This window comes from Kitasatospora sp. NBC_00315 (genome assembly GCF_041435095.1).
GTDB lineage: Bacteria > Actinomycetota > Actinomycetes > Streptomycetales > Streptomycetaceae > Kitasatospora.
Window position 1 is genome coordinate 6,731,615 of the sequence record NZ_CP108025.1, and the last position, 20,758, is coordinate 6,752,372.

Annotated in this window: 16 protein-coding genes; all 16 read left to right on the top strand. The window is 73.7% G+C overall.

The window, feature by feature from the left end:
- Positions 1–84: 84 nt before the first annotated feature.
- The 16 genes from argC (at position 85) to cobA (ending at position 20,726) form a co-directional block, all read left to right on the top strand.
- Positions 85–1,113, top strand: coding sequence for an N-acetyl-gamma-glutamyl-phosphate reductase (gene argC, locus OG823_RS28190; RefSeq protein ID WP_371482876.1), 1,029 nt, complete (start codon positions 85–87; stop codon positions 1,111–1,113).
- Positions 1,114–1,127: 14 nt separating this feature from the next.
- Complete coding sequence (gene argJ, locus OG823_RS28195) at positions 1,128–2,282, top strand: bifunctional glutamate N-acetyltransferase/amino-acid acetyltransferase ArgJ (RefSeq protein ID WP_371484683.1); 1,155 nt, start codon at positions 1,128–1,130, stop codon at positions 2,280–2,282.
- A 54-nt stretch (positions 2,283–2,336) separates the two neighbouring features.
- Entirely contained in the window at positions 2,337–3,269 is a 933-nt protein-coding gene (argB, locus tag OG823_RS28200) for an acetylglutamate kinase (protein ID WP_371482877.1), read from the top strand.
- The gene (locus tag OG823_RS28205) at positions 3,266–4,501 is read left to right on the top strand and encodes an acetylornithine transaminase (RefSeq protein WP_371482879.1); all 1,236 of its coding nucleotides are present in this window, start codon (positions 3,266–3,268) and stop codon (positions 4,499–4,501) included. The genes argB and OG823_RS28205 overlap by 4 nt, the downstream gene beginning before the upstream one ends.
- A gap of 18 nt (positions 4,502–4,519) precedes the next feature.
- On the top strand, positions 4,520–5,065 hold the full coding sequence (locus OG823_RS28210; protein ID WP_371482881.1) for an arginine repressor: 546 nt from the start codon (positions 4,520–4,522) through the stop codon (positions 5,063–5,065).
- Between the two features lie 245 nt (positions 5,066–5,310).
- Entirely contained in the window at positions 5,311–6,504 is a 1,194-nt protein-coding gene (locus OG823_RS28215) for an argininosuccinate synthase (RefSeq protein WP_371482883.1), read from the top strand.
- 73 nt (positions 6,505–6,577) lie between these two features.
- On the top strand, positions 6,578–8,002 hold the full coding sequence (argH, locus tag OG823_RS28220) for an argininosuccinate lyase (protein WP_371482885.1): 1,425 nt from the start codon (positions 6,578–6,580) through the stop codon (positions 8,000–8,002).
- Between the two features lie 121 nt (positions 8,003–8,123).
- Entirely contained in the window at positions 8,124–8,618 is a 495-nt protein-coding gene (locus OG823_RS28225; RefSeq protein ID WP_371482887.1) for an RNA polymerase sigma factor, read from the top strand.
- A gap of 271 nt (positions 8,619–8,889) precedes the next feature.
- Positions 8,890–9,384 (top strand): GNAT family N-acetyltransferase, encoded by a 495-nt coding sequence (locus OG823_RS28230; protein WP_371482888.1) that lies wholly within the window; start codon positions 8,890–8,892, stop codon positions 9,382–9,384.
- 478 nt (positions 9,385–9,862) lie between these two features.
- The gene (locus OG823_RS28235) at positions 9,863–10,888 is read left to right on the top strand and encodes a methionine ABC transporter ATP-binding protein (RefSeq protein WP_371482889.1); all 1,026 of its coding nucleotides are present in this window, start codon (positions 9,863–9,865) and stop codon (positions 10,886–10,888) included.
- A complete protein-coding gene (locus tag OG823_RS28240) occupies positions 10,885–11,622 on the top strand; it encodes a methionine ABC transporter permease (protein ID WP_371482891.1) in 738 nt (245 codons plus the stop codon). The genes OG823_RS28235 and OG823_RS28240 overlap by 4 nt, the downstream gene beginning before the upstream one ends.
- Positions 11,623–11,680: 58 nt before the next feature.
- Entirely contained in the window at positions 11,681–12,511 is an 831-nt protein-coding gene (locus OG823_RS28245) for a MetQ/NlpA family ABC transporter substrate-binding protein (RefSeq protein WP_371482893.1), read from the top strand.
- Positions 12,512–12,713: 202 nt separating this feature from the next.
- Positions 12,714–13,343, top strand: a complete 630-nt coding sequence (locus OG823_RS28250) for a GNAT family N-acetyltransferase (protein ID WP_371482895.1) — start codon at positions 12,714–12,716, stop codon at positions 13,341–13,343.
- Positions 13,344–13,585: 242 nt separating this feature from the next.
- Positions 13,586–14,986, top strand: coding sequence for a precorrin-6y C5,15-methyltransferase (decarboxylating) subunit CbiE (cbiE, locus tag OG823_RS28255; RefSeq protein WP_371482897.1), 1,401 nt, complete (start codon positions 13,586–13,588; stop codon positions 14,984–14,986).
- Positions 14,987–15,467: 481 nt separating this feature from the next.
- Positions 15,468–19,373 carry a nicotinate-nucleotide--dimethylbenzimidazole phosphoribosyltransferase gene (gene cobT, locus OG823_RS28260; RefSeq protein WP_371482899.1) on the top strand — a complete coding sequence of 1,302 codons (3,906 nt, stop codon included), beginning with the start codon at positions 15,468–15,470 and terminating at the stop codon, positions 19,371–19,373.
- A gap of 96 nt (positions 19,374–19,469) precedes the next feature.
- Positions 19,470–20,726: a uroporphyrinogen-III C-methyltransferase gene (gene cobA, locus OG823_RS28265; RefSeq protein WP_371482901.1), complete on the top strand. Its 1,257-nt coding sequence runs from the start codon at positions 19,470–19,472 to the stop codon at positions 20,724–20,726.
- Positions 20,727–20,758: the final 32 nt, after the last annotated feature.

Sequence of the window (20,758 nt, forward strand, 5' to 3'; positions counted from 1 at the left end):
TCGGCTCCGGCCGGGTGCAAGCCCCCTCCTTGCATGAATGTTCCGTGGTGCGTATATTCATGCCAAGTCCTAGGAGGGAACGTCATGGCATTGCGAGTCGCCGTAGCCGGAGCGAGCGGGTATGCGGGTGGCGAGGTTCTGCGCCTGCTGCTCGGGCATCCCGAGGTCGAGATCGGTGCGCTGACCGGTGGCTCCAACGCCGGTGCCAGACTCGGCGCGCTGCAGCCGCACCTGCTGCCGCTGGCCGACCGCGTGCTGGAGCCCACCACCCCCGAGGTGCTGGCGGGGCACGACGTGGTCTTCCTCGGGCTGCCGCACGGCCAGTCCGCCGCCGTGGCCGAGGAGCTCGGCGAGAACGTCCTGGTGGTCGACTGCGGCGCCGACTTCCGGCTGAAGGCCTCGGCGGACTGGGAGCAGTTCTACGGCTCCGCGCATGCCGGCACCTGGCCGTACGGACTGCCCGAGCTGCCCGGCCACCGGGCCGCGCTCAAGGGCAGCAACCGGATCGCCGTCCCCGGCTGCTACCCGACCGCCGTCTCGCTGGCCCTGTTCCCCGCGTACGCGGCCCGGCTGGCCGAGCCCGAGGCGGTGATCGTCGCGGCCTCCGGCACCTCCGGCGCCGGCAAGGCGGCCAAGCCGCACCTGCTCGGCAGCGAGGTGATGGGCAACGTCAGCGCGTACGGGGTCGGCGGCGCGCACCGGCACACCCCCGAGATGTCGCAGAACCTCACCCCGGTCGCCGGGGAGCCGGTCAACGTCTCCTTCACGCCGACGCTGGTGCCGATGCCCCGGGGCATCCTGGCGACCTGCTCCGCCAAGGCGAAGCCCGGCGTGACGGCCGAGGCCATCCGGGCCGCGTACGCCGAGGCGTTCGCGGAGGAGCCGTTCGTCCACCTGCTGCCCGAGGGGCAGTGGCCGCAGACCAGCTCGGTCTACGGCTCGAACGCCGCGCTGGTCCAGGTCGCCCTGGACGAGCACGCCGGGCGGATCATCGCGATCAGCGCGATCGACAACCTGGTGAAGGGCACCGCCGGCGGCGCGGTGCAGAGCATGAACATCGCCCTCGGCCTGCCCGAGGCGCTGGGCCTCCCCCTGATCGGAGTAGCACCGTGACGAACCACCCCTCCATCGGTGTCACGGCGGCGAAGGGCTTCCGTGCCGCCGGCGTCACCGCCGGGATCAAGGCCTCCGGCACCCCGGACCTCGCCCTCGTGGTCAACGACGGCCCGTCGCTGGCCGCCGCCGGCGTCTTCACCTCCAACCGGGTCAAGGCCGCGCCGGTGCTCTGGTCGGAGCAGGTGCTCAAGGGCGGTCGGCTCTCCGCCGTCGTCCTCAACTCCGGTGGCGCCAACGCCTGCACCGGCCCGCTGGGCTTCCAGGACACCCACGCCACCGCGGAGAAGGTGGCCGAGGAGCTGAAGCTCAACGCCGGTGAGGTGGCGGTCGCGTCCACCGGCCTGATCGGTCTGCGGCTGCCGATGGACCTCCTGCTGCCGGGTGTGGAGCAGGCCGCCGCGGCGCTCGCCCCGGACGGCGGCGAGGCCGCCGCGATCGCCATCAAGACCACCGACACCGTGCACAAGACCGCGCAGGTCACCAGCCCGGCCGGGTGGACGGTCGGCGGCATGGCCAAGGGCGCCGGCATGCTGGCGCCGGGCCTGGCCACCATGCTGGTCGTGCTCACCACCGACGCCGAGGTCGACAGCGCCGGTCTGGACGCCGCGCTGCGGGCCGCCACCCGCACCACCTTCGACCGGGTGGACTCCGACGGCTGCATGTCCACCAACGACACCGTGCTGCTGCTCGCCTCGGGTGCGGCCGGGACCGCCCCGGACGTGGCCGAGTTCGCCGAGGCCGTCCGCGCGGTCTGCGCCGACCTGGCCCGGCAGCTGATCGGCGACGCGGAGGGGGCGAGCAAGGACATCCGGATCGACGTCACCGGCGCGGCCACCGAGGACGAGGCCGTCGACGTGGCCCGGGTGGTGGCCCGCAACAACCTCCTCAAGTGCGCCCTGCACGGCGAGGACCCGAACTGGGGCCGGGTGCTGGCCGCGATCGGCACCACCTCCGCCGCCTTCGACCCGAACCGGCTGGACGTCGCCATCAACGGCGTCTGGGTCTGCCGGGACGGCAGTGTCGGCGAGGACCGCGACCTGGTGGACATGAGCGGCCGCGAGGTGGTCATCACCGCCGCCCTGAACGCGGGCGACGCCTCGGCCACGGTGTGGACCAACGACCTCACCGCCGACTACGTGCACGAGAACAGCGCCTACTCGACCTGACGGCCCGCGCCGCCGCGCGTCCGCACCCACCCACCCGAGCCGGAGACGTAGACCGTGCAGATCGCACCCAAGGGTGAACAGGCCCGCAACAACACCGCGTTGCCCAAGGCCCTCACCCTCATCGAGGCGCTGCCGTGGCTGGAGCGCTTCCACGGCAAGACCGTCGTCATCAAGTTCGGCGGCAACGCCATGATCGACGAGGACCTGAAGGCGGCCTTCGCGCAGGACGTGGTCTTCCTGCGATACGCCGGACTGCACCCGGTCGTCGTCCACGGCGGCGGCCCGCAGATCAGCGCGCAGCTGGCGAAGCTCGGCCTGGAGTCCTCCTTCACCAACGGCCTGCGGGTGACCACACCGGAGACCATGGACGTGGTCCGGATGGTGCTGGCCGGCCAGGTCCAGCGCGAACTGGTCGGGCTGCTCAACGGCCACGGCCCGTTCGCGGTCGGGATGACCGGCGAGGACGCCCACACCATGACGGCGGTCAAACGCTACGCCGTGGTGGACGGCGAGGCGGTGGACATCGGCCTGGTCGGCGACATCGTCAACATCGAGGCCGGCGCCGTCAAGGCACTGATCGCGGACGGCCGGATCCCGGTGATCTCCTCGATCGCCCGGGGCACCGACGGCCACGTCTACAACATCAACGCGGACACCGCCGCCTCCGCGCTGGCGGTCGCGCTCGACGCCGAGATGCTGGTGGTCCTCACCGACGTCGAGGGCCTCTACGCGGACTGGCCGAACTCGGACGACGTGATCAGCCAGCTCGGCGCGAGCGAGCTGGAGGCACTGCTGCCGGACCTGGCCTCCGGCATGCTGCCCAAGATGGAGGGCTGTCTGAACGCCGTGCGCTCCGGCGTCGGCACCGCCCGCGTCCTGGACGGCAGGGTGCAGCACTCGCTGCTGCTGGAGATCTTCACCGACGAGGGAATCGGCACGATGGTCGTGCCGGACGACGAGACGACCGTGACCGGGGGCCTGGCATGACGAGCAACGAACACCTCACCGGGCGGTGGCAGCACGCCCTGATGGACAACTACGGCACCCCGCGGATCCCGCTGGTGCGCGGCGAGGGCGCCAAGCTCTGGGACGCCGACGGGAAGGAGTACACCGACTTCATCGCCGGTATCGCGGTCAACGCCCTGGGCACGGCGCACCCGGCCGTGGTCGCCGCCGTGACCGAGCAGATCTCCACCCTCGGCCACATCTCCAACCTGTTCATCGCCGAGCCGACGGTGCGCCTCGCCGAGCGGCTGATCGAGCTCTTCGGCCGGGCCCGGCCGGACGGCGGCGAGGGGTACGACGGCCGGGTGTTCTTCGCGAACTCCGGCGCCGAGGCCAACGAGGCCGCGTTCAAGATCAGCCGGCTGACCGGCCGCACCCATCTGGTCTCGGTCGACGGCGCCTTCCACGGCCGGACGATGGGCGCCCTGTCGCTCACCGCCCAGCCCGCCAAGCAGGACCCGTTCCGCCCGCTGCCCGGCGACGTCAGCCACGTGCCCTTCGGTGACGTCGAGGCGCTGCGCGCCGCCGTCACCACCGGGACGGCCGCGGTCTTCCTGGAGCCGATCCAGGGCGAGAACGGCGCCGTCCCGCTGCCGGACGGCTACCTCGCGGCGGCCCGCGAGATCACCCGGGCCACCGGCACCCTGCTGGTCCTGGACGAGATCCAGACCGGTGTCGGCCGTACCGGTCTCTGGTTCGCCCACCAGGCGTACGCGGACATCGAGCCGGACGTGGTCACCCTGGCCAAGGGCCTGGGCGGCGGCCTGCCGATCGGCGCCACGGTGGCCTTCGGCCCGGCTGCCGACCTGCTGCACCCCGGCAACCACGGCACCACGTTCGGCGGCAACCCGGTGGTCTGCGCGGCGGCGCTGGCCGTCCTGGACACCATCGAGGCCGAGGGCCTGCTGGAGCACACCCGCAAGCTCGGCGAGCGGCTGCGCCTCGGCATCGAGGCGATCGGCGACCCGCTGGTCTCGCACGTGCGCGGCGCCGGCCTGCTGCTCGGCATCGTGCTGACCGAGCCGGTGGCCGCCAAGGTCCAGGCGGCCGCCCAGGACGCGGGCTTCCTGGTGAACGCCGCGGTGCCGGACGCCGTCCGGCTGGCCCCGCCGCTGGTGCTCACCGAGCAGGAGGCGGACGCCTTCCTGGCCGCGCTGCCCGGTGTCCTCCGGTCGGTCCGCGAGAGCGCCCCGCCCGCTGCGGCCCGCGCGTAGTCCGGGAGAATCATTCATATGACCGCACCCCACTCCGGCCAGCCCGCCGCCGGGCCGATGTCGCAGGTCCCGCAGACCCGCGCCGCGCGCCACCGGCGGATCGTGGACCTGTTGACCCGTCAGCCCGTGCGGTCGCAGAGCCAGCTCGCCAAGCTGCTCGCCGACGACGGACTGGTCGTCACCCAGGCCACCCTCTCCCGGGATCTGGACGAACTGGGCGCGGTGAAGATCCGCAACCGGGACGGCGCGCTCATCTACGCCGTCCCGGCCGAGGGCGGCGACCGCACGCCGCGCGCCCCGATGGGGGAGTCGGCCAGCGAGGGCCGGATGGCCCGACTGGCCGGCGAGCTGATGGTCTCGGCCACCGCCTCCGGCAACCTGGTGGTGCTGCGCACCCCGCCCGGCGCGGCGCAGTTCCTCGCCTCGGCGATCGACCAGGCGGAGGTGTTCGAGATCATCGGCACCATCGCGGGCGACGACACGGTCCTGCTGATCAGCCGGGACCCGGCCGGCGGCCAGGCACTGGCCGACCACCTGATGCAGCTCGCCCAGACCCGCTCCTAGCGGTCTCCCGCCGGAGGCCGGCCCCGAGGCGGGCGCGGTCACCGCCGCCGGCCGCCGGGGGAGCCCCGCGCCGAGGCGGTCGGCGCCCCGGGAGCGGCCCCGCCCGCGACGGCCCTGGTGAAGCGGCGCGGCCATGCCCGTCCGGCTTTGAGTTTCATACGGTGTCGTGCATACTTATACCTAGCAGTGCATGGGGGATCCCGGCTCTGCGCCCTGTTCGCATTCCGTTCGTGAAGGAGAAAGCCGTGACCGAGCGCGTCGTACTCGCCTATTCGGGCGGTCTGGACACGTCCGTCTGCATCGGCTGGATCGCCGAGGAGACCGGTGCCGAGGTCATCGCCGTCGCGGTCGACGTCGGCCAGGGCGGCGAGGACCTGGACGCCATCCGTCAGCGGGCGCTGGACTGCGGCGCCGTCGAGGCCGAGGTCGCCGTGGCCCGCGACGAGTTCGCGGACGAGTACTGCCTCCCCGCCATCAAGGCCAACGCGCTGTACCAGGGCCAGTACCCGCTGGTCTCCGCGCTGTCCCGCCCGGCGATCGTCAAGCACCTGGTCGCCGCCGCCAAGAAGCACGGCGCCGGCATCGTCGCCCACGGCTGCACCGGCAAGGGCAACGACCAGGTCCGCTTCGAGGTCGGCATCCAGTCGCTGGCCCCCGAGCTGAAGTGCATCGCCCCGGTCCGCGACTACGCGATGACCCGTGACAAGGCGATCGCCTTCGCGGAGGCCAAGAACCTCCCGATCGTGACCACCAAGAAGAACCCGTACTCGATCGACCAGAACGTCTTCGGTCGCGCCGTCGAGACGGGCTTCCTGGAGGACATCTGGAACGCCCCGATCGAGGACGTCTACGAGTACACCCAGAACCCGGCCACCCCGCGTGAGGCCGACACGGTCGTCATCACCTTCGAGGCCGGCGTGCCGGTCGCGATCGACGGCCGCAAGGTGACGGTGCTCCAGGCGATCGAGGAGCTCAACAAGCGCGCCGGCGCGCAGGGCGTGGGCCGGCTCGACATGGTCGAGGACCGCCTCGTCGGCATCAAGTCCCGCGAGATCTACGAGGCCCCCGGCGCGATCGCCCTGATCACCGCCCACCAGGCCCTGGAGAACGTCACCGTCGAGCGCGAGCTGGCCCGCTACAAGCGGCAGGTCGAGCAGCGCTGGGCCGAGCTGGTCTACGACGGCCTCTGGTTCTCCCCGCTCAAGCGCGCCCTGGACGGCTTCATCAACGAGGCCAACCAGCACGTCTCCGGCGAGATCCGGCTCGTGCTGCACGGCGGCCGCGCGGTCGTCGACGGACGCAAGTCGGACCAGTCGCTGTACGACTTCAACCTGGCGACCTACGACACCGGCGACACCTTCGACCAGTCGATGTCCAAGGGCTTCATCGAGATCTTCGGCCTCTCCTCCAAGATCGCGGCCCGCCGCGACCAGGCCTGACCGGATCCGCCCACGGTCCCGGCTGCACCCCGGCAGCCGGGACCTCCCGCTACCCACGCAAGGAGCCCACGCGATGTCGTCCGACCAGACTGCAGATGTCCGACTCTGGGGCGCGCGCTTCGCCGACGGCCCCTCCGAGGCGCTGGCCAGGCTCTCCGCCTCGGTGCACTTCGACTGGCGGCTCGCGCCGTACGACATCGCCGGCTCCAAGGCGCACGCCCGGGTCCTGCACAAGGCGGGTCTGCTGAGCGACGAGGAACTCGCGGGCATGCTGGCCGGCCTGGACCGGCTGCTCGCCGACGTCCGGGCCGGGACGTTCACCGGCACCGTCGCCGACGAGGACGTGCACACCGCGCTGGAGCGCGGCCTGCTGGAGCGGCTCGGCGCCGACCTCGGCGGCAAGCTGCGGGCCGGCCGCTCGCGCAACGACCAGATCGCCACGCTCTTCCGGATGTACCTGCGCGACCACGCGAAGGTCATCGGCGGGCTGGTGCTCGACCTGCAGCACGCTCTGGTCGGCCTCGCCGAGGCGCACCCCGACACGGCGATGCCGGGCCGAACCCACCTGCAGCACGCCCAGCCGGTGCTCTTCGCCCACCACGTGCTCGCCCACGTCCAGGCCCTGGGCCGGGACACCGAGCGGTTGCGCCAGTGGGACACCCGCACGGCCGTCTCCCCGTACGGTTCGGGCGCGCTGGCCGGCTCCTCGCTCGGCCTGGACCCGCAGGCCGTGGCCGCCGAGCTCGGCTTCGAGGGCGGTTCGGTCGCCAACTCCATCGACGGCACCGCCTCGCGCGACTTCGTCGCCGAGTTCGCCTTCGTCACCGCGATGATCGGTGTCAACCTCTCCCGGATCGCCGAAGAGGTGATCATCTGGAACACCAAGGAGTTCGGCTTCATCACGCTGCACGACGCCTTCTCCACGGGCTCCTCGATCATGCCGCAGAAGAAGAACCCGGACATCGCCGAACTGGCGCGCGGCAAGTCCGGCCGGCTGATCGGCAACCTGACCGGCCTGCTGGCCACCCTCAAGGCGCTGCCGCTGGCCTACAACCGGGACCTCCAGGAGGACAAGGAGCCGGTCTTCGACTCCTGCGACACCCTGGAGGTGCTGCTGCCGGCCTTCACCGGCATGATGGCCACCCTCACCGTGCACCGCGAGCGCCTGGAGGAGCTGGCCCCGGCCGGGTTCTCGCTGGCCACCGACATCGCCGAGTGGCTGGTCAAGCAGGGCGTGCCGTTCCGCGTCGCGCACGAGGTCGCCGGTGCCTGCGTCAAGGTCTGCGAGGGCCAGGGCATCGAGCTGTCCGACCTGACGGACCAGCAGTTCGCCGAGATCTCCGGGCACCTGACGCCCGAGGTCCGCTCGGTGCTCAACGTGCACGGCGCGATCGCCTCCCGCAACGGACGGGGCGGCACCGCCCCGTCCGCCGTCGCGGTCCAGCTCGCCGAGCTGAAGGCCGACCTGGCCGTCCAGCAGGAGTGGCTCCAGGGCTGAGACGCACCTGACTGGGAAGCACCTGACGAAGGGGGCGTGACGGGCGACCGTCGCGCCCCCTTAGCCGTACCCGCGCGGGCGCGGCCGTGTCCGGGGCCGCCCCCGGGCGGTAGTACCCGGTGTGCTGACCGAACGCCGCGCCACCGAGCTGCGCCCCGCCTTCGCCCCGCTCGCCGCCGTCCTGGCGCGCCGCCACCGGCTCGACGCCGAGGACCTGGAACAGGCGGTCTGGCTGCTGGCCTGCGAACACGCCGCCGGGGGAGCACTGCCCCGCGACCCCGTTCCCTGGCTGCGCTCGCTGACGCTGCGCGAGTGCCGCCGGCTCACCCGGACGGCCCACGACGAGCGGCTCGTCCCGGTCGGCGACGCGGGTGCCGGGGGCGTCCCGTCGGCGGAGGAGCAGGTGCTGGCGGCCGGCCGCCGGCGGGCCGTCCGGACGGCGCTGGCCGCCCTGCCGGGCCGCTGCCCGCAGCTGCTCGCCGCGCTCGCCGACGCGCCCGGTCTCACCTACCGTGAGCAGGCCGAGCGCCTCGGCATCCCGCGCGGCAGCATCGGCCCCACCCGCTCGCGCTGCCTGGCCTGCCTGCGGACCCTGCTGCACGGCCTGCGGGCGTGACGCTCGACACGTCGGAAGGCCGGAAGGTTGAGAGCAGGCGTCGCTGGGGTAGAGCCGTGGCGAACGTAACTCTTGACGGTCGCGCGATCGCACGGATACTGAGCGTGAGCGCGAGTCGGCCCGGTGGACGACGTCCCCGGGTCGGACTGGTACGTTCGTGCGCCAACCCCGGTCAGGGCCGATCCCCGGCCGGGCACATCTCCGGCAGAGCATCCGGTGCGGAACCCTCACTTCTGCGCGCCGGAGACAAACGATGGGGAGGCCCCTGCACATGGGCATGAGTGTGATCATCTCGGTGGCGTCCGAGGAGGATGCGGAGCAGATCCTGAAGCTCCAGTACCTCGGTTTCCAGAGCGAGGCCGAGCTGTACGGCGACTGGGGCATCGAGCCGCTGACGCAGACCCTGGACAGCCTGCGGACGGAACTCGCCGAGCGGCACGTCCTGGTCGCCCGCCTCGGCGACGAGGTCGTCGGCACCGTACGCGGCCGGGTCGACGAGGGCGGTGTCGGCCGGATAGGGCGTCTGGTGGTCCACCCCCGGATGCAGCGCCACGGCCTCGGCGGCCGCCTGCTGGAGGCGATGGAGCGCCGGCTGCTGGAGGAGCGCCAGGTGGTGGGCTTCCGGCTCTTCACCGGTCACCGCAGCCTCGGCAACCTGCGGCTGTACACCCGCCAGGGCTACCGTCAGACGGGCGTGCGGCCGCTCGGCGGCGAGCTGAGCTACGTCGTCCTGGAGAAGCCCGTGCCGAGCGTGCTGGCCGCGTAGGCCGAGCCGACTCCCGGGCACCCGTGCCCCTCGGTGCCCGGCAGTACACGACCGTGTCCGTATTTCGGACACCGGATCCTGAAATATGGGATTGAATCGAGCAGTCTGATTTACTGGCTCGTATGACCACGACGACGAACTGGCCCCCCACCGGCACCATGCCGGCAGGTGAGCGCGCCATGTGCCGTCGTACCCACCGGTGCGCGTGTCCGCGCATGTGTCAGTACTGAGGGCCACCGCCTTCCCCTCGCGCCCCGAAGCGAGAACCCCGGAGCTCCCCGTCGCGGAGCGCCGCCCTCCCTTCCCGCCCGCCCCCCGACCCGGTCCCGCGCGGACCCGACAGGGTCGCGCCCCGCGCCGCCCCGGCGCGGGCGGTGGCAGGCCCGGGAGGACCCTCAACGGCGTTCCGCCGCGCGTCACCGTCCGCAGTCCGCGCCGGTGGCAGCGCGCCGCCCGCCCCCGACCCACGGAAGCAGCTGTGATCACCACCACCGACCTCACGAAGGTCTACCGCTCGCAAGGCCGCGAGGTGACCGCCCTCGCCGGCGTCGACCTGCACGTGCGCGAGGGCGAGGTCTACGGCGTCGTCGGCACCAGCGGGGCCGGCAAGAGCACCCTCATCCGCTGCGTGAACATGCTGGAGCGCCCCAGCTCCGGCACCGTCACGGTGGACGGCCTGGAGCTCACCGCCCTCGGCGGCCACGAGCGGCGGGCCGGCAGCGCCCTGCGCGAGGCCCGCCGCCGGATCGGCATGGTCTTCCAGCACTTCAACCTGCTGTCCTCGCGGACGGTCCAGGAGAACGTCGAACTCCCACTGGAGATCATCGGCCTGGACCGGCAGCAGCGCCGCCGCAAGGCCGCCGAGCTGCTCGACCTGGTCGGCCTCACCGACAAGGCCCGCAGCTACCCGAGCCAGCTCTCCGGCGGGCAGAAGCAGCGGGTCGGGATCGCCCGCGCGCTGGCCGGCGACCCCAAGGTGCTGCTCTCCGACGAGGCGACCTCCGCGCTGGACCCGGAGACCACCCGCTCCATCCTCAAGCTGCTGCGCGAGCTCAACCAGCAGCTCGGCCTCACCGTGCTGCTGATCACCCACGAGATGGACGTCATCAAGTCGGTCTGCGACTCGGCCGCCCTGATGCGCGGCGGCCGGGTGGTCGAGTCCGGCGCGCTGACCGACCTGCTCGCCACGCCCGGATCCGAGCTCGCCCGCGAGCTGTTCCCGCTCGGCGAGTCCGGCTCCGGCCACGCCGGGCGCACCGTCCTGGAGATCACCTTCCAGGGCGACAGCTCCGCCCGGCCGTTCGTCTCCCAGCTCGCCCGTACCTACCAGATCGACATCAACATCCTCGGGGCGGCGGTCGAGACGATCGCCGGCCGGATGGTCGGCCGGATGCGCGTCGAACTCCCCGGCAGCCACCACGACAACGTGGTGCCGATCGGCTTCCTGCGCGAGCAGGGCCTGCAGGTGGACGTGCTCGACGCGATGGACGGAGCGGTGGCATGACCTGGGACCAGATGCTGGAGCTGATCAAGCCCGCCACCGTCGAGACCTTCCAGATGGTCGGCATCGCCACGCTGGCCACCATCCTGATCGGCCTGCCACTGGGCATCCTGCTGGTGCTCACCGCCAAGGGCGGCCTGCTGGAGAACCTGCCGGTCACCAAGGTCATCGGCGCGGTCGTCAACGTCGGCCGCTCGCTGCCCTTCGTGATCCTCATGGTGGCGCTGATCCCGCTCACCCGGGCGGTGGTCGGCACCTCGATCGGCTGGCAGGCCGCCACCGTGCCGCTCGCCGTCGGCGCCATCCCGTTCTTCGCCCGACTGGTCGAGACGTCCGTCCGCGAGGTGGACGGCGGCCTGGTCGAGGCCGTCCAGGCGATGGGCGGCGGCACCTGGACGATCGTGCGCAAGACCCTGCTGCCCGAGGCGCTGCCCGCCCTGGTCGCCTCGCTGACCACCACGGTCATCGCGCTGATCGGCTACTCCGCGATGGCCGGCACGGTCGGCGGCGGCGGTCTCGGCACCCTCGCCATCAACTACGGCTACCTCCGCTTCGAGACCGGTTTCATGTGGGTCATCGTCGCCGAGCTGGTCGTCATCGTCACCGCGGTCCAGCTCCTCGGCGACCTCGTCGTGCGCCGGCTCGCCCGGCGCGGCCGCACGGCCGGCCCGCTGCGCCTGCTGCGCCCGCGCGGCAGGGCCTCCGCCGCACGCGACGAGGAACTCGTCGCCCCCTGACCACACCCCGTCCGACCCTGGACGGCGGCTCCCCGAATCACGCAGAAAGGCACTTTTCGTGCGCAACGTCCTGAAGTTCACCAGCATCCTCGCCACCGCCGGCATCGCCCTGTCCGTGGCGGCCTGCGGCAGCGGCTCGTCCTCCTCCGGGTCCTCCGACCCGAACGCGACGCTCACCGTCATCGCCAGCCCGACCCCGCACGCCGAGATCCTGAACTACGTGAAGGACAACCTCGCGGCCAAGGCCGGTCTGAAGCTGGACGTGAAGGTCGTCACGGACTACGTGACCCCGAACACGGCCGTCCAGGACGGCTCGGCGGACGCCAACTACTTCCAGCACGTGCCGTACCTGGAGGACTTCAACAAGAAGCACGGCACCGACATCGTCTCGGTCGGGGCCGTGCACCTGGAGCCGCTGGGCCTCTACTCCAAGAAGGTCAAGGCCGCCACCGAGCTCGCGGACGGCGCCACCGTCGGCATCCCGAACGACGCCACCAACGAGGGCCGGGCGCTCAAGCTGCTCGCCGACAACAACGTCATCACCCTCAAGGACGGTGCGGGCACCGCCGCCACCCCGGCGGACGTCACCGGCAACCCGAAGCACCTGAAGTGGAAGGAGCTGGACGCGGCGCAGCTGCCCCGCTCCCTGGCCGACCTCGACGCCGCCGTCATCAACGGCAACTACGCGCTCGACTCCGGCCTGAAGCCCGCCACCGACGCCATCCTGCTGGAGAAGGCCACGGGCAACCCCTACGCCAACATCCTCGCGGTCAAGAAGGGCAAGGAGAGCGACCCCCGGGTCAAGAAGCTCGCCGAGCTGCTGAACTCCGAGGACGTCAAGAAGTTCATCAACGACAAGTACCAGGGCTCGGTGATCCCGGCCCTCTGATCAACCCGCCGCCCGGGCCGCTCCGGCCCGCCCCGACCGGGCCCCCGCCGCACCTCGGCGGGGGCCCGGTCGGGCAGTATCTGGGGGTGACGGTGTGACAGGTGACGTTTCTGACGTACCGTCGTGCGGTCCGTGCACCACGGGACACCCTGGCCCCCGGCGGGGCGTACGGTGTGTCCACGATCCGGCGAGGAGAGACGGCATGGCAGCGAGCTTCCCCGAGACCGCCATCAGCACCGAACGGCTGCTGCTGCGACCCCTTGAGGACGGCGACGCGCCCGCGCTGGCCGAGCTGATGGCCGACGAGCTGGTGTACGCCTGGACGGACTTCCCGCAACCCTTCACCGAGGCCCGCGCCACCGACTGGGCGCGGCGGCTGGCCCCCGCCCACCGGGCGGCCGGCCGCGGGATCACCTTCACCGTCACCGAGCACCTGACCCAGCGGGTGGTCGGCGCCGTCGAACTGCGCAACACCGACTGGCGGCTGCGCTCCACCGAGATCTGCTGCGTCACCGCCCCCTGGGCGCGCGGCGAGGGCTACGCGCCGGAGGCGGTGCTCGGCGTCGCCCAGTGGCTCTTCGAGGACCGCGGCTTCCTGCGGCTGGAACTGCGCACCGCGGCCGGCAACACGGCCGGTCAGCAGGTGGCGCAGAAGGTCGGCTCCATCAGCGAGGGAGTGCTGCGCAGCGCCTGGATAGTGCGCGGCGGTGAGCCGGGGGCGAGCGGCTACGAGGGCCGCAGCGACCTCATCCTGTGGAGCCTGCTCCCCGAGGACATGGACGTCCCCCCGGAGCCCGGCCGACCCGCCGAGCCGTACGCCCTGCGGGACTGAGCCGCGCGGCCGGGCCGCGCGACCGGGCCGGGGTCGCGAGCCGGGGTCCCGGGCCGGGGGTGCGGGCCGGGGGTGCGGGACAGCCCCTGCCGGGGGCCGGGACGGGACATGCGTGCGAGTTGTCCACACCGGGGGGTGCCCCACCGGGTAGCCTCTGCTCCTGGACGGACCCGGCCGGGTCCGGTGGCGGATCGGACCGCCCGGGTCCGTGCGGTGCGCAGAGTCGAGGGGAACAGCCGCGAATGGCTGACCGGATCACGGTCATCGGGTGGGACGGCACACCGCTGACCGAGGCCGCCGGCGCGGCCCTGGCGGCGGCGACCCTGGTCGCGGGGGCCCCTTATCAGTTGGGCGCCCTCCCGGTGCCCGCCGGGGCCGAGCGGATCGCGCTCGGCAGCATCCAGCTGGCGGCCCGCCGGATCGCCGAGCACCGCGGTGCGGCCGTCGTGGTGGCCGAGGGCGACCCCGGTTTCTTCGGAGTGGTCCGCACCCTGCGCAGGCCCGAGTACGGCCTCGAACTCGAAGTGCTGCCGGCCGTCTCCTCGGTGGCCGCCGCCTTCGCCCGCGCGGGGATGCCCTGGGAGGACGCCCAGGTGGTCAGCGCCCACGGCGGACGGCTGCGCCGGGCTGCCAACGTCTGCCGGGCCCATCCCAAGGTGGCGGTGCTCACGGCGGCCGGCGCCGGGCCGAGCGAGCTGGCGCTGATGCTCCGGGGGGTGCACCGCACCTTCGTGGTCTGCGAGGCGCTCGGCACCCCGGAGGAGGACGTCACGGTTCTGACCTCGGACCGCGTCGCGGACCACATCTGGCGGGATCCGAACGTCGTCCTGGTGATCGGCGGAAACGGCCCGCAGAGCGGGACGGCCGGGGAGGCGGCCGGCTGGCTGGCCGGGCGTCCGGTGGGCTTCCCGGGACAGGAACGGGGCTGGGCGCTGCCCGCCGACGCCTACGCGGGCGCCGGGCGCGCGGGGGAGAGCGGGCGCGGCGCCGGGGCTGGGAGCGCGCCGTCCGCGCTGCCCGCGCACGTCCGCGCGCTGGTACTGGCCCGGTTGGGCGCCCGGCCCGGTGATCTGGTGTGGTCCGTCGGCGCGGGCAGCGGCTCGCTGGCGGTGGAGGCGGCGCGGTTCGGCGCCGCCGTCGTGGCGGTCGAGGCCGATCTCTCCGCCTGCGCGCAGATCGCGGTCAACGCGCGCCGGTACGGGGTCGAGGTGGAGACCGTGCACGGCTCGGGGCCCGAGGTCCTGGGCGGCCTGCCCGAGCCCGACGCCGCGGTGGTGGAGACCGGAGGCGCGGACGTGGTGCGGGCGGTGCTGGCACGCCGCCCGGAGCGGATCGTCGCCGTCGCCCGGACGCTCGCCGAGGCGGAGCAGATCAGGTCGGCCATCGCCCTGGCGGGATACCGGGCCTCGGCGGCGCTGCTGCAGTCCACCGAGCTGCTGCCGGCGGAGGTGGCGGGCGAACCGCTGCCGGCCGGGCCGCCGGCCGGCGGCCCGAGCTCCGTCGGGTCGCGGTCCATGCCGCTGCAGGGCGCCGTGCAGCGCTCGGGCGGTGCGCGGGCGGTCGCCGTGGACGCGGCCGGCGCGGGTCTGCTGTTCGGGCCGGGCACGCAGACCGTGCTGCTCTGGGGCGAGCACGGGGCCTGAATCCGACGGCGCGCCCCGGCCGTCGGCCGGCGGTGATCCAGGTCGCATCCGGACGCCGATTCGAGAGAGGCCGGCCCCAGGCCGGTAGTGTGGCGTTCTGGTTGGCCCGGGAGGGTTGGCGACCGGCGTCCGATCTGAGGCGTTTGTCGCCTTTTTGACGTGGTGCAACCCCCTGTGGTTCGAAGTGTGGGCAATTCGACGGGTCGCCTGCGGGACGGGGAGAATGCCGTAGGGTCCGGTGCGATCGTGCCGGTTGCCCCGGGTTGTCGTTGTTTCAGATGGCGTTCCACCGCGCACGGGTGGGGCGCGGGCCGGGGTGTCGCAGCGCGCCGGTGGATCTACGGCCGCAGCGCCTCGGCGCGGCGGCCGTGAGTGGTTGAGGGGTGGGCCGGAATCCGGCCCGGCCCGTGAGCGGATGTGGGCGCTGCGGTCGGTGATCGTGTCGCCAAGGGCGCGGCAGCGGCCTGGAAGGAGCTTTGACATGACCGATGGCGGCCACGTCCCCAGCGAGGGACTACCGGAGCACCTGCTCGTCGGGTCCGACCCGGCCGGCCGGCCGGAGGGCTTCGCGGTACCCGCCGCCCCGGTCCAGGGTGCCGCGGTGCAGGGCATCCCGGCGCAGGGGTACCCGGCGCACGCGGCGCAGGCACCCGGCGTGCCCGGCTACGGCGCACCCGGATCCGCCGGCGCTCCGCCGCCCGCCGAGGCGGGCTTCCAGCGTCCGGGCTTCACCTTCCTCGACCAGCCCGACCAGCTGGAGGACGAGGAGGACGTGCTGCTGATGCCCGGTCCGCAGGGCTCGTGGGGCGAGCCGCTCGTGCACGGCCCCGGCGAGCCCGCCGCGTTCCCGCCGAGCCAGGCCGAGCAGAACCCGCTCGTGCAGAACCCGCTCGTGCAGAGCCCGGTGGCGCCGAGCCCGGCCGTCGAGGCACCCACCGTGGCGGACACCGTGGCGCTGCGCGCCGTCGGCGACGAGCTGGCCACCGGGGCCGCGCCGGCCGGTACCCCGGTCGAGCCCTCCTGGCCCCCGCTGGCACCACCGGTCCTCGCGGCGCCCGCCGAGGCGCCCGCCGCACCCGCCGCACCCGTCGGGGCAGCGGCCGCCGCGCCGGTGGCCGTCGAGCCGTCCGCACCCGCCACAGCCGCGCCCGTCCCGGCCGTCGAGCCGTCCGCACCCGAGGCGCCCGGCTCCGCCGCGCCCGCCCAGACACCGGAGCAGTTGATCGCCGCTCAGCCGCCCCGGCGCCCGCTGCACGCCGGGCCGCCGATCCCCGACCCCTCGCTGATGACCGGCCACGTACCGGTGCGCTCGCTCGCCGACCGGGGGCCCTCCCAGGGCAGCACCCCGGCGCACGGCGTCCGGGTGGTCGGCCGGCCTGATCAGCCGCAGAGCGTGCCGCCCGTGCAGCAGGCCCAGGCGGCGGCGCCGGAGGCGCCCGTCGCGGAGCAGAGCCTGCCGGAGACCGTGCGGCCGCAAGCGGCGGAGCCGCAGGCCGTGCCGCTCCAGGACGTGCCGGTCGCCGAGGCACAGCAGGTCGCGCCGGCACCCGTGCCGGAGCAGACCGTGCCGGAGCAGCCGGCCGTTGAGCAGCCCGTCGTTGAGCAGCCCGTCGCCGAACAGCCGGCCGCCGAGCAGGCGGTCGTCGAGCAGTCCGTGCCGGAGCAGCCGGTGCCGGAGGCGCCCGTCGCGGAGCAGACCCTGCCGGAGACCGTGCGGCCGCAAGCGGCGGAGCCGCAGGCCGTGCCGCTCCAGGACGTGCTGGTCGCCGAGGCGGCCCAGCCGCAGCAGGAGGCCGTGGTACCGGTCGTGACGCCGCCGCAGGCACCCGATGCCGCGCCCGAGCAGCCGGCGGCCCCGCAGCCGGTGGCCCAGCAGCAGGCGCCCGAGCAGCCGGTGGCCGAGCCCGTGGCCGCGGTACTCCCCGCGGCCGCTCCGGCCCCGGTGACCGGTCGCGCGGCCGCCCGCGCCGGACGGATCTCGGCGTTCCTGGCCGCGCCGACCCCGCACGGTCTGCCCACGGTCGGGGCGGAGCCCGCCCCGGTCGTCGAGCAGCAGGCGGCCGTCGAGCTGCCGTCCGCCGAGCAGGCCGTCGCCGAGCAGCCGACGGCGGGTACGCCCGTCGCCGAGCAGCCGCTCGGGCAGCCCGTCGACGTCGCGAACGGCACCGGTCTGCCCGCCGAGGCGGCGCAGGCCCCGCAGGCCGCCGTGTCGCCGACGGCGGAGGGCACCGGTGACATGGCGGCCGCCCACGCCGCCGCGCCGTCGCCCGAGCAGCCGCAGCAGCAGCCGGAGGCGGCCCCGCAGGCGCCCGCACCGGCCGGACCGGACACGACCGCCCCGGAGGCGCCCGTCCAGGGCGATGCCGGGGTCCCCACCGAGGACGGTCAGGCCGAACCCCAGGCCGCCCCCGAATCCGAGGAGGGCACCGTCATCACGGGCACCGACGCCACCGTCACCCACGCCACCGTCACCGAGGCCGCCGTCACCGGGCCCGCCGGTGAGGTCCTCACCGGGCCCGCCGCCGGTGCCGTGGCCGCCACCGCTCCCGAGGCCGCTCCCGAGGCCGCTCCCGAGGCCGTCACCGGAGCCGTCGAGGAGGCCGTGCCGGACGTCCTGGCCGAGGAGCCGCGCCCGCCGGCCGCCCCCGGGTACGACGAGGCCGGCCGGGAGGCCGTCCACCAGGTGATCCGCGAGCGCCGCGACGTCCGCAACGGCTTCCGTCCGGACCCGATCCCGCACGAGGTGCTGATCCGGGTTCTGGAGGCGGCCCACACCGCGCCCAGCGTCGGCTACTCCCAGCCCTGGGACTTCGTCGTCATCCGCTCGGCCAAGACCCGCCGCAAGATGCACGAGCTGGCGGAGCGCCAGCGTGAGGCCTACGCCGACTCGCTCCCCAAGGGCCGGGCCAAGCAGTTCAAGGAAATCAAGATCGAGGCCATCCTCGACACCCCGGTGAACATCGTGGTCACCGCCGACCGCACCCGTGGCGGCCGGCACACCCTCGGCCGGCACACCCAGCCGCAGATGGCTCCGTACTCGGCGGCGCTCGCCGTGGAGAACCTCTGGCTGGCCGCCCGCGCCGAGGGCCTGGGCGTCGGCTGGGTGAGCTTCTTCGACGAGGACGAGATGGTCCGCGAGCTCGGCCTGCCCGAGCACCTGGAGGTCGTCGCGTACCTGTGCGTCGGCTACGTCGACGCCTTCCCGGACGAGCCCGAGCTCCAGCAGCAGGGCTGGGCCAAGAAGCGCCCGCTCTCCTGGGTCGTCCACGAGGAGCAGTACGGCAACCGCGCGCTGCCCGGCGAGGAGCCGCACAGCCTGCTCGCCGAGACCCTGCGCGGGATCCGCCCGCTGGACGCCAAGGCGCTCGGCGAGGCGTGGGACCGCCAGAAGCGGATGACCAAGCCGGCCGGTTCGCTCGGCATGCTGGAGATCATCTCGGCGCAGCTCTGCGGCCTGTCCCGCAAGTGCCCGCCGCCGATCCCGGAGCCGGGCTGCGTGGCGATCTTCGCCGGTGACCACGGCGTGCACGCCCAGGGCGTCAGCCCCTGGCCGCAGGAGGTCACCGCGCAGATGGTGGCCAACTTCCTGGCGGGCGGCGCGGTGATCAACGCCTTCGCCAAGCAGATCGGCACCGAGGTCGTCGTCGTCGACGTCGGCGTGAAGAGCGACCTGCCGGACGCGATCCAGTCCGGTCGCACCACCGGTCTGCTCCCGCGCAAGGTGAAGCCCGGCACGGACGACATGACCCAGGGCCCGGCGATGAGCCGGGAGGAGGCGCTGAAGGCGATCGAGGTCGGTATCGAGACCGCCCGCGACCTGGTCGCGGCCGGCAACAAGGTGCTGATCACCGGTGACATGGGCATCGGCAACACCACCGCCTCCGCCGCGCTGATCTCGGTGTTCGCCGGAATCGACCCCGGCGAGGTCACCGGCCGCGGTACGGGCATCGACGACGCGATGCACGCCCACAAGGTCGAGGTGATCCGCGCCGCGCTGGCGCTGCACCAGCCCGACCCGGGCGACCCGATCGGCGTCCTGGCGGCCATCGGCGGCCTGGAGCACGCCGCCATCGCGGGCTTCCTGCTGGGCGCGGCCTCGCTGCGCACGCCGGTCGTCCTCGACGGCGTCATCGCGGGTTCGGCGGCACTGGCCGCCAAGGCGATCGCCCCCGAGGTGCTGGCCGCGTGCATCGCCGGCCACCGGTCCGCCGAGCCTGGCCACCAGGCCGCGCTGGCCAAGCTCGGGCTGCGTCCGCTGATCGACCTGGATCTGCGGCTCGGCGAGGGCACCGGAGCGCTGCTGGCGCTGCCGCTGGTGCAGAGTGCGGCCCGTTCGATGCACGATGTAGCCACGTTCGACTCCGCCGGCGTCACCGAGAAGGCCTGACCCGACGAAGTCCCCCGTACCCGGCCCGAGGGCGCGCCGGGTACGGGGACCGCCGCCGTACCCGAAAACCCTCCCTCCCACCCAGGAGCCCCGCCCATGACCGCGCCCACCCCAGCGCCCAACCCGCACCCCGGCACCGAGGGCCGCACTCCGTACCCGGTCGGCCTGCTGCTCGACGGCCGCCGCGTGGTGGTCGTCGGTGGCGGCCACGTCGCCCAGCGCCGGCTGCCCGCGCTGATCGCCGCGGGGGCCGACATCCAGCTGATATCACCGAGCACCACGCCCGCCGTGCAGGCGATGGCGGACGCCGGCGAGATCACCTGGCACCCCCGTCCGTACGAGGAGGGCGACCTCGCCGACACCTGGTACGTGCTGGTCGCCACGGACGCCCCGGCGGTCAACAGCGCCGTGAGTGCCGAGGCCGAGCGCCTGCGGGTGTTCTGCGCCCGCAGCGACGACGCCTCCGCCGCCAGCGCCTGGACCCCGGCTTCGGGCCACGACGGCGGCGCCACCGTGGCCGTCCTCACCGGGGACCCCCGGCACTCCGCCGCCCTGCGCAACGCCATCGTGGACGGCCTGCAGGACGGCTCCCTCGCCGCCCGCCAGTACCGCGAGCGGACCCCCGGGGTGGCGCTGGTCGGCGGCGGCCCCGGCGATCCGGACCTGATCACCGTGCGTGGCCGCCGTCTGCTCGCCGACGCGGACGTGGTGGTCGCCGACCGCCTCGCCCCGCGCGAGCTGCTCGCCGAGCTGGCGCCGCACGTCGAGGTGATCGACGCCTCCAAGATCCCCTACGGTCGCTTCATGGCCCAGGAGGCGATCAACCGGACGCTGATCGACCACGCCAAGGCCGGCAAGTTCGTGGTCCGCCTCAAGGGCGGTGACCCCTACGTCTTCGGGCGCGGCGGCGAGGAGCTGCTCGCCTGCGTCGAGGCCGGTCTGCCGGTCACCGTGGTTCCGGGGATCTCCAGCTCGATCAGCGTGCCGGCGGCCGCGGGCATCCCGGTCACCCACCGCGGCATGACCCACGAGTTCACGGTGATCTCCGGGCACGTCGGCCCGGACGAGCGCTCGCTGACCAACTGGGACGCCGTGGCGGGGATGACCGGCACCGTGGTGCTGCTGATGGCCGTCGACAAGATCGGCGCGATCGCCGCCAAGCTGATCGAGGGCGGCCGCCCGCCCGCGACCCCGGTCGCGATCGTCCAGGAGGGCACCACGGCCGGCCAGCGGCGGATCGACGCGACGCTCGGCACGGTCGCCGCGACGGTCGCCGCCGAGCAGGTGCGCCCGCCCGCCGTGATCGTGGTCGGGGACGTCGTCAACGTCCTCGCCGACGCCTTCGGGGCCTGAGACCCCCGGGGTCGCGCCCTGACGCCGGGCCC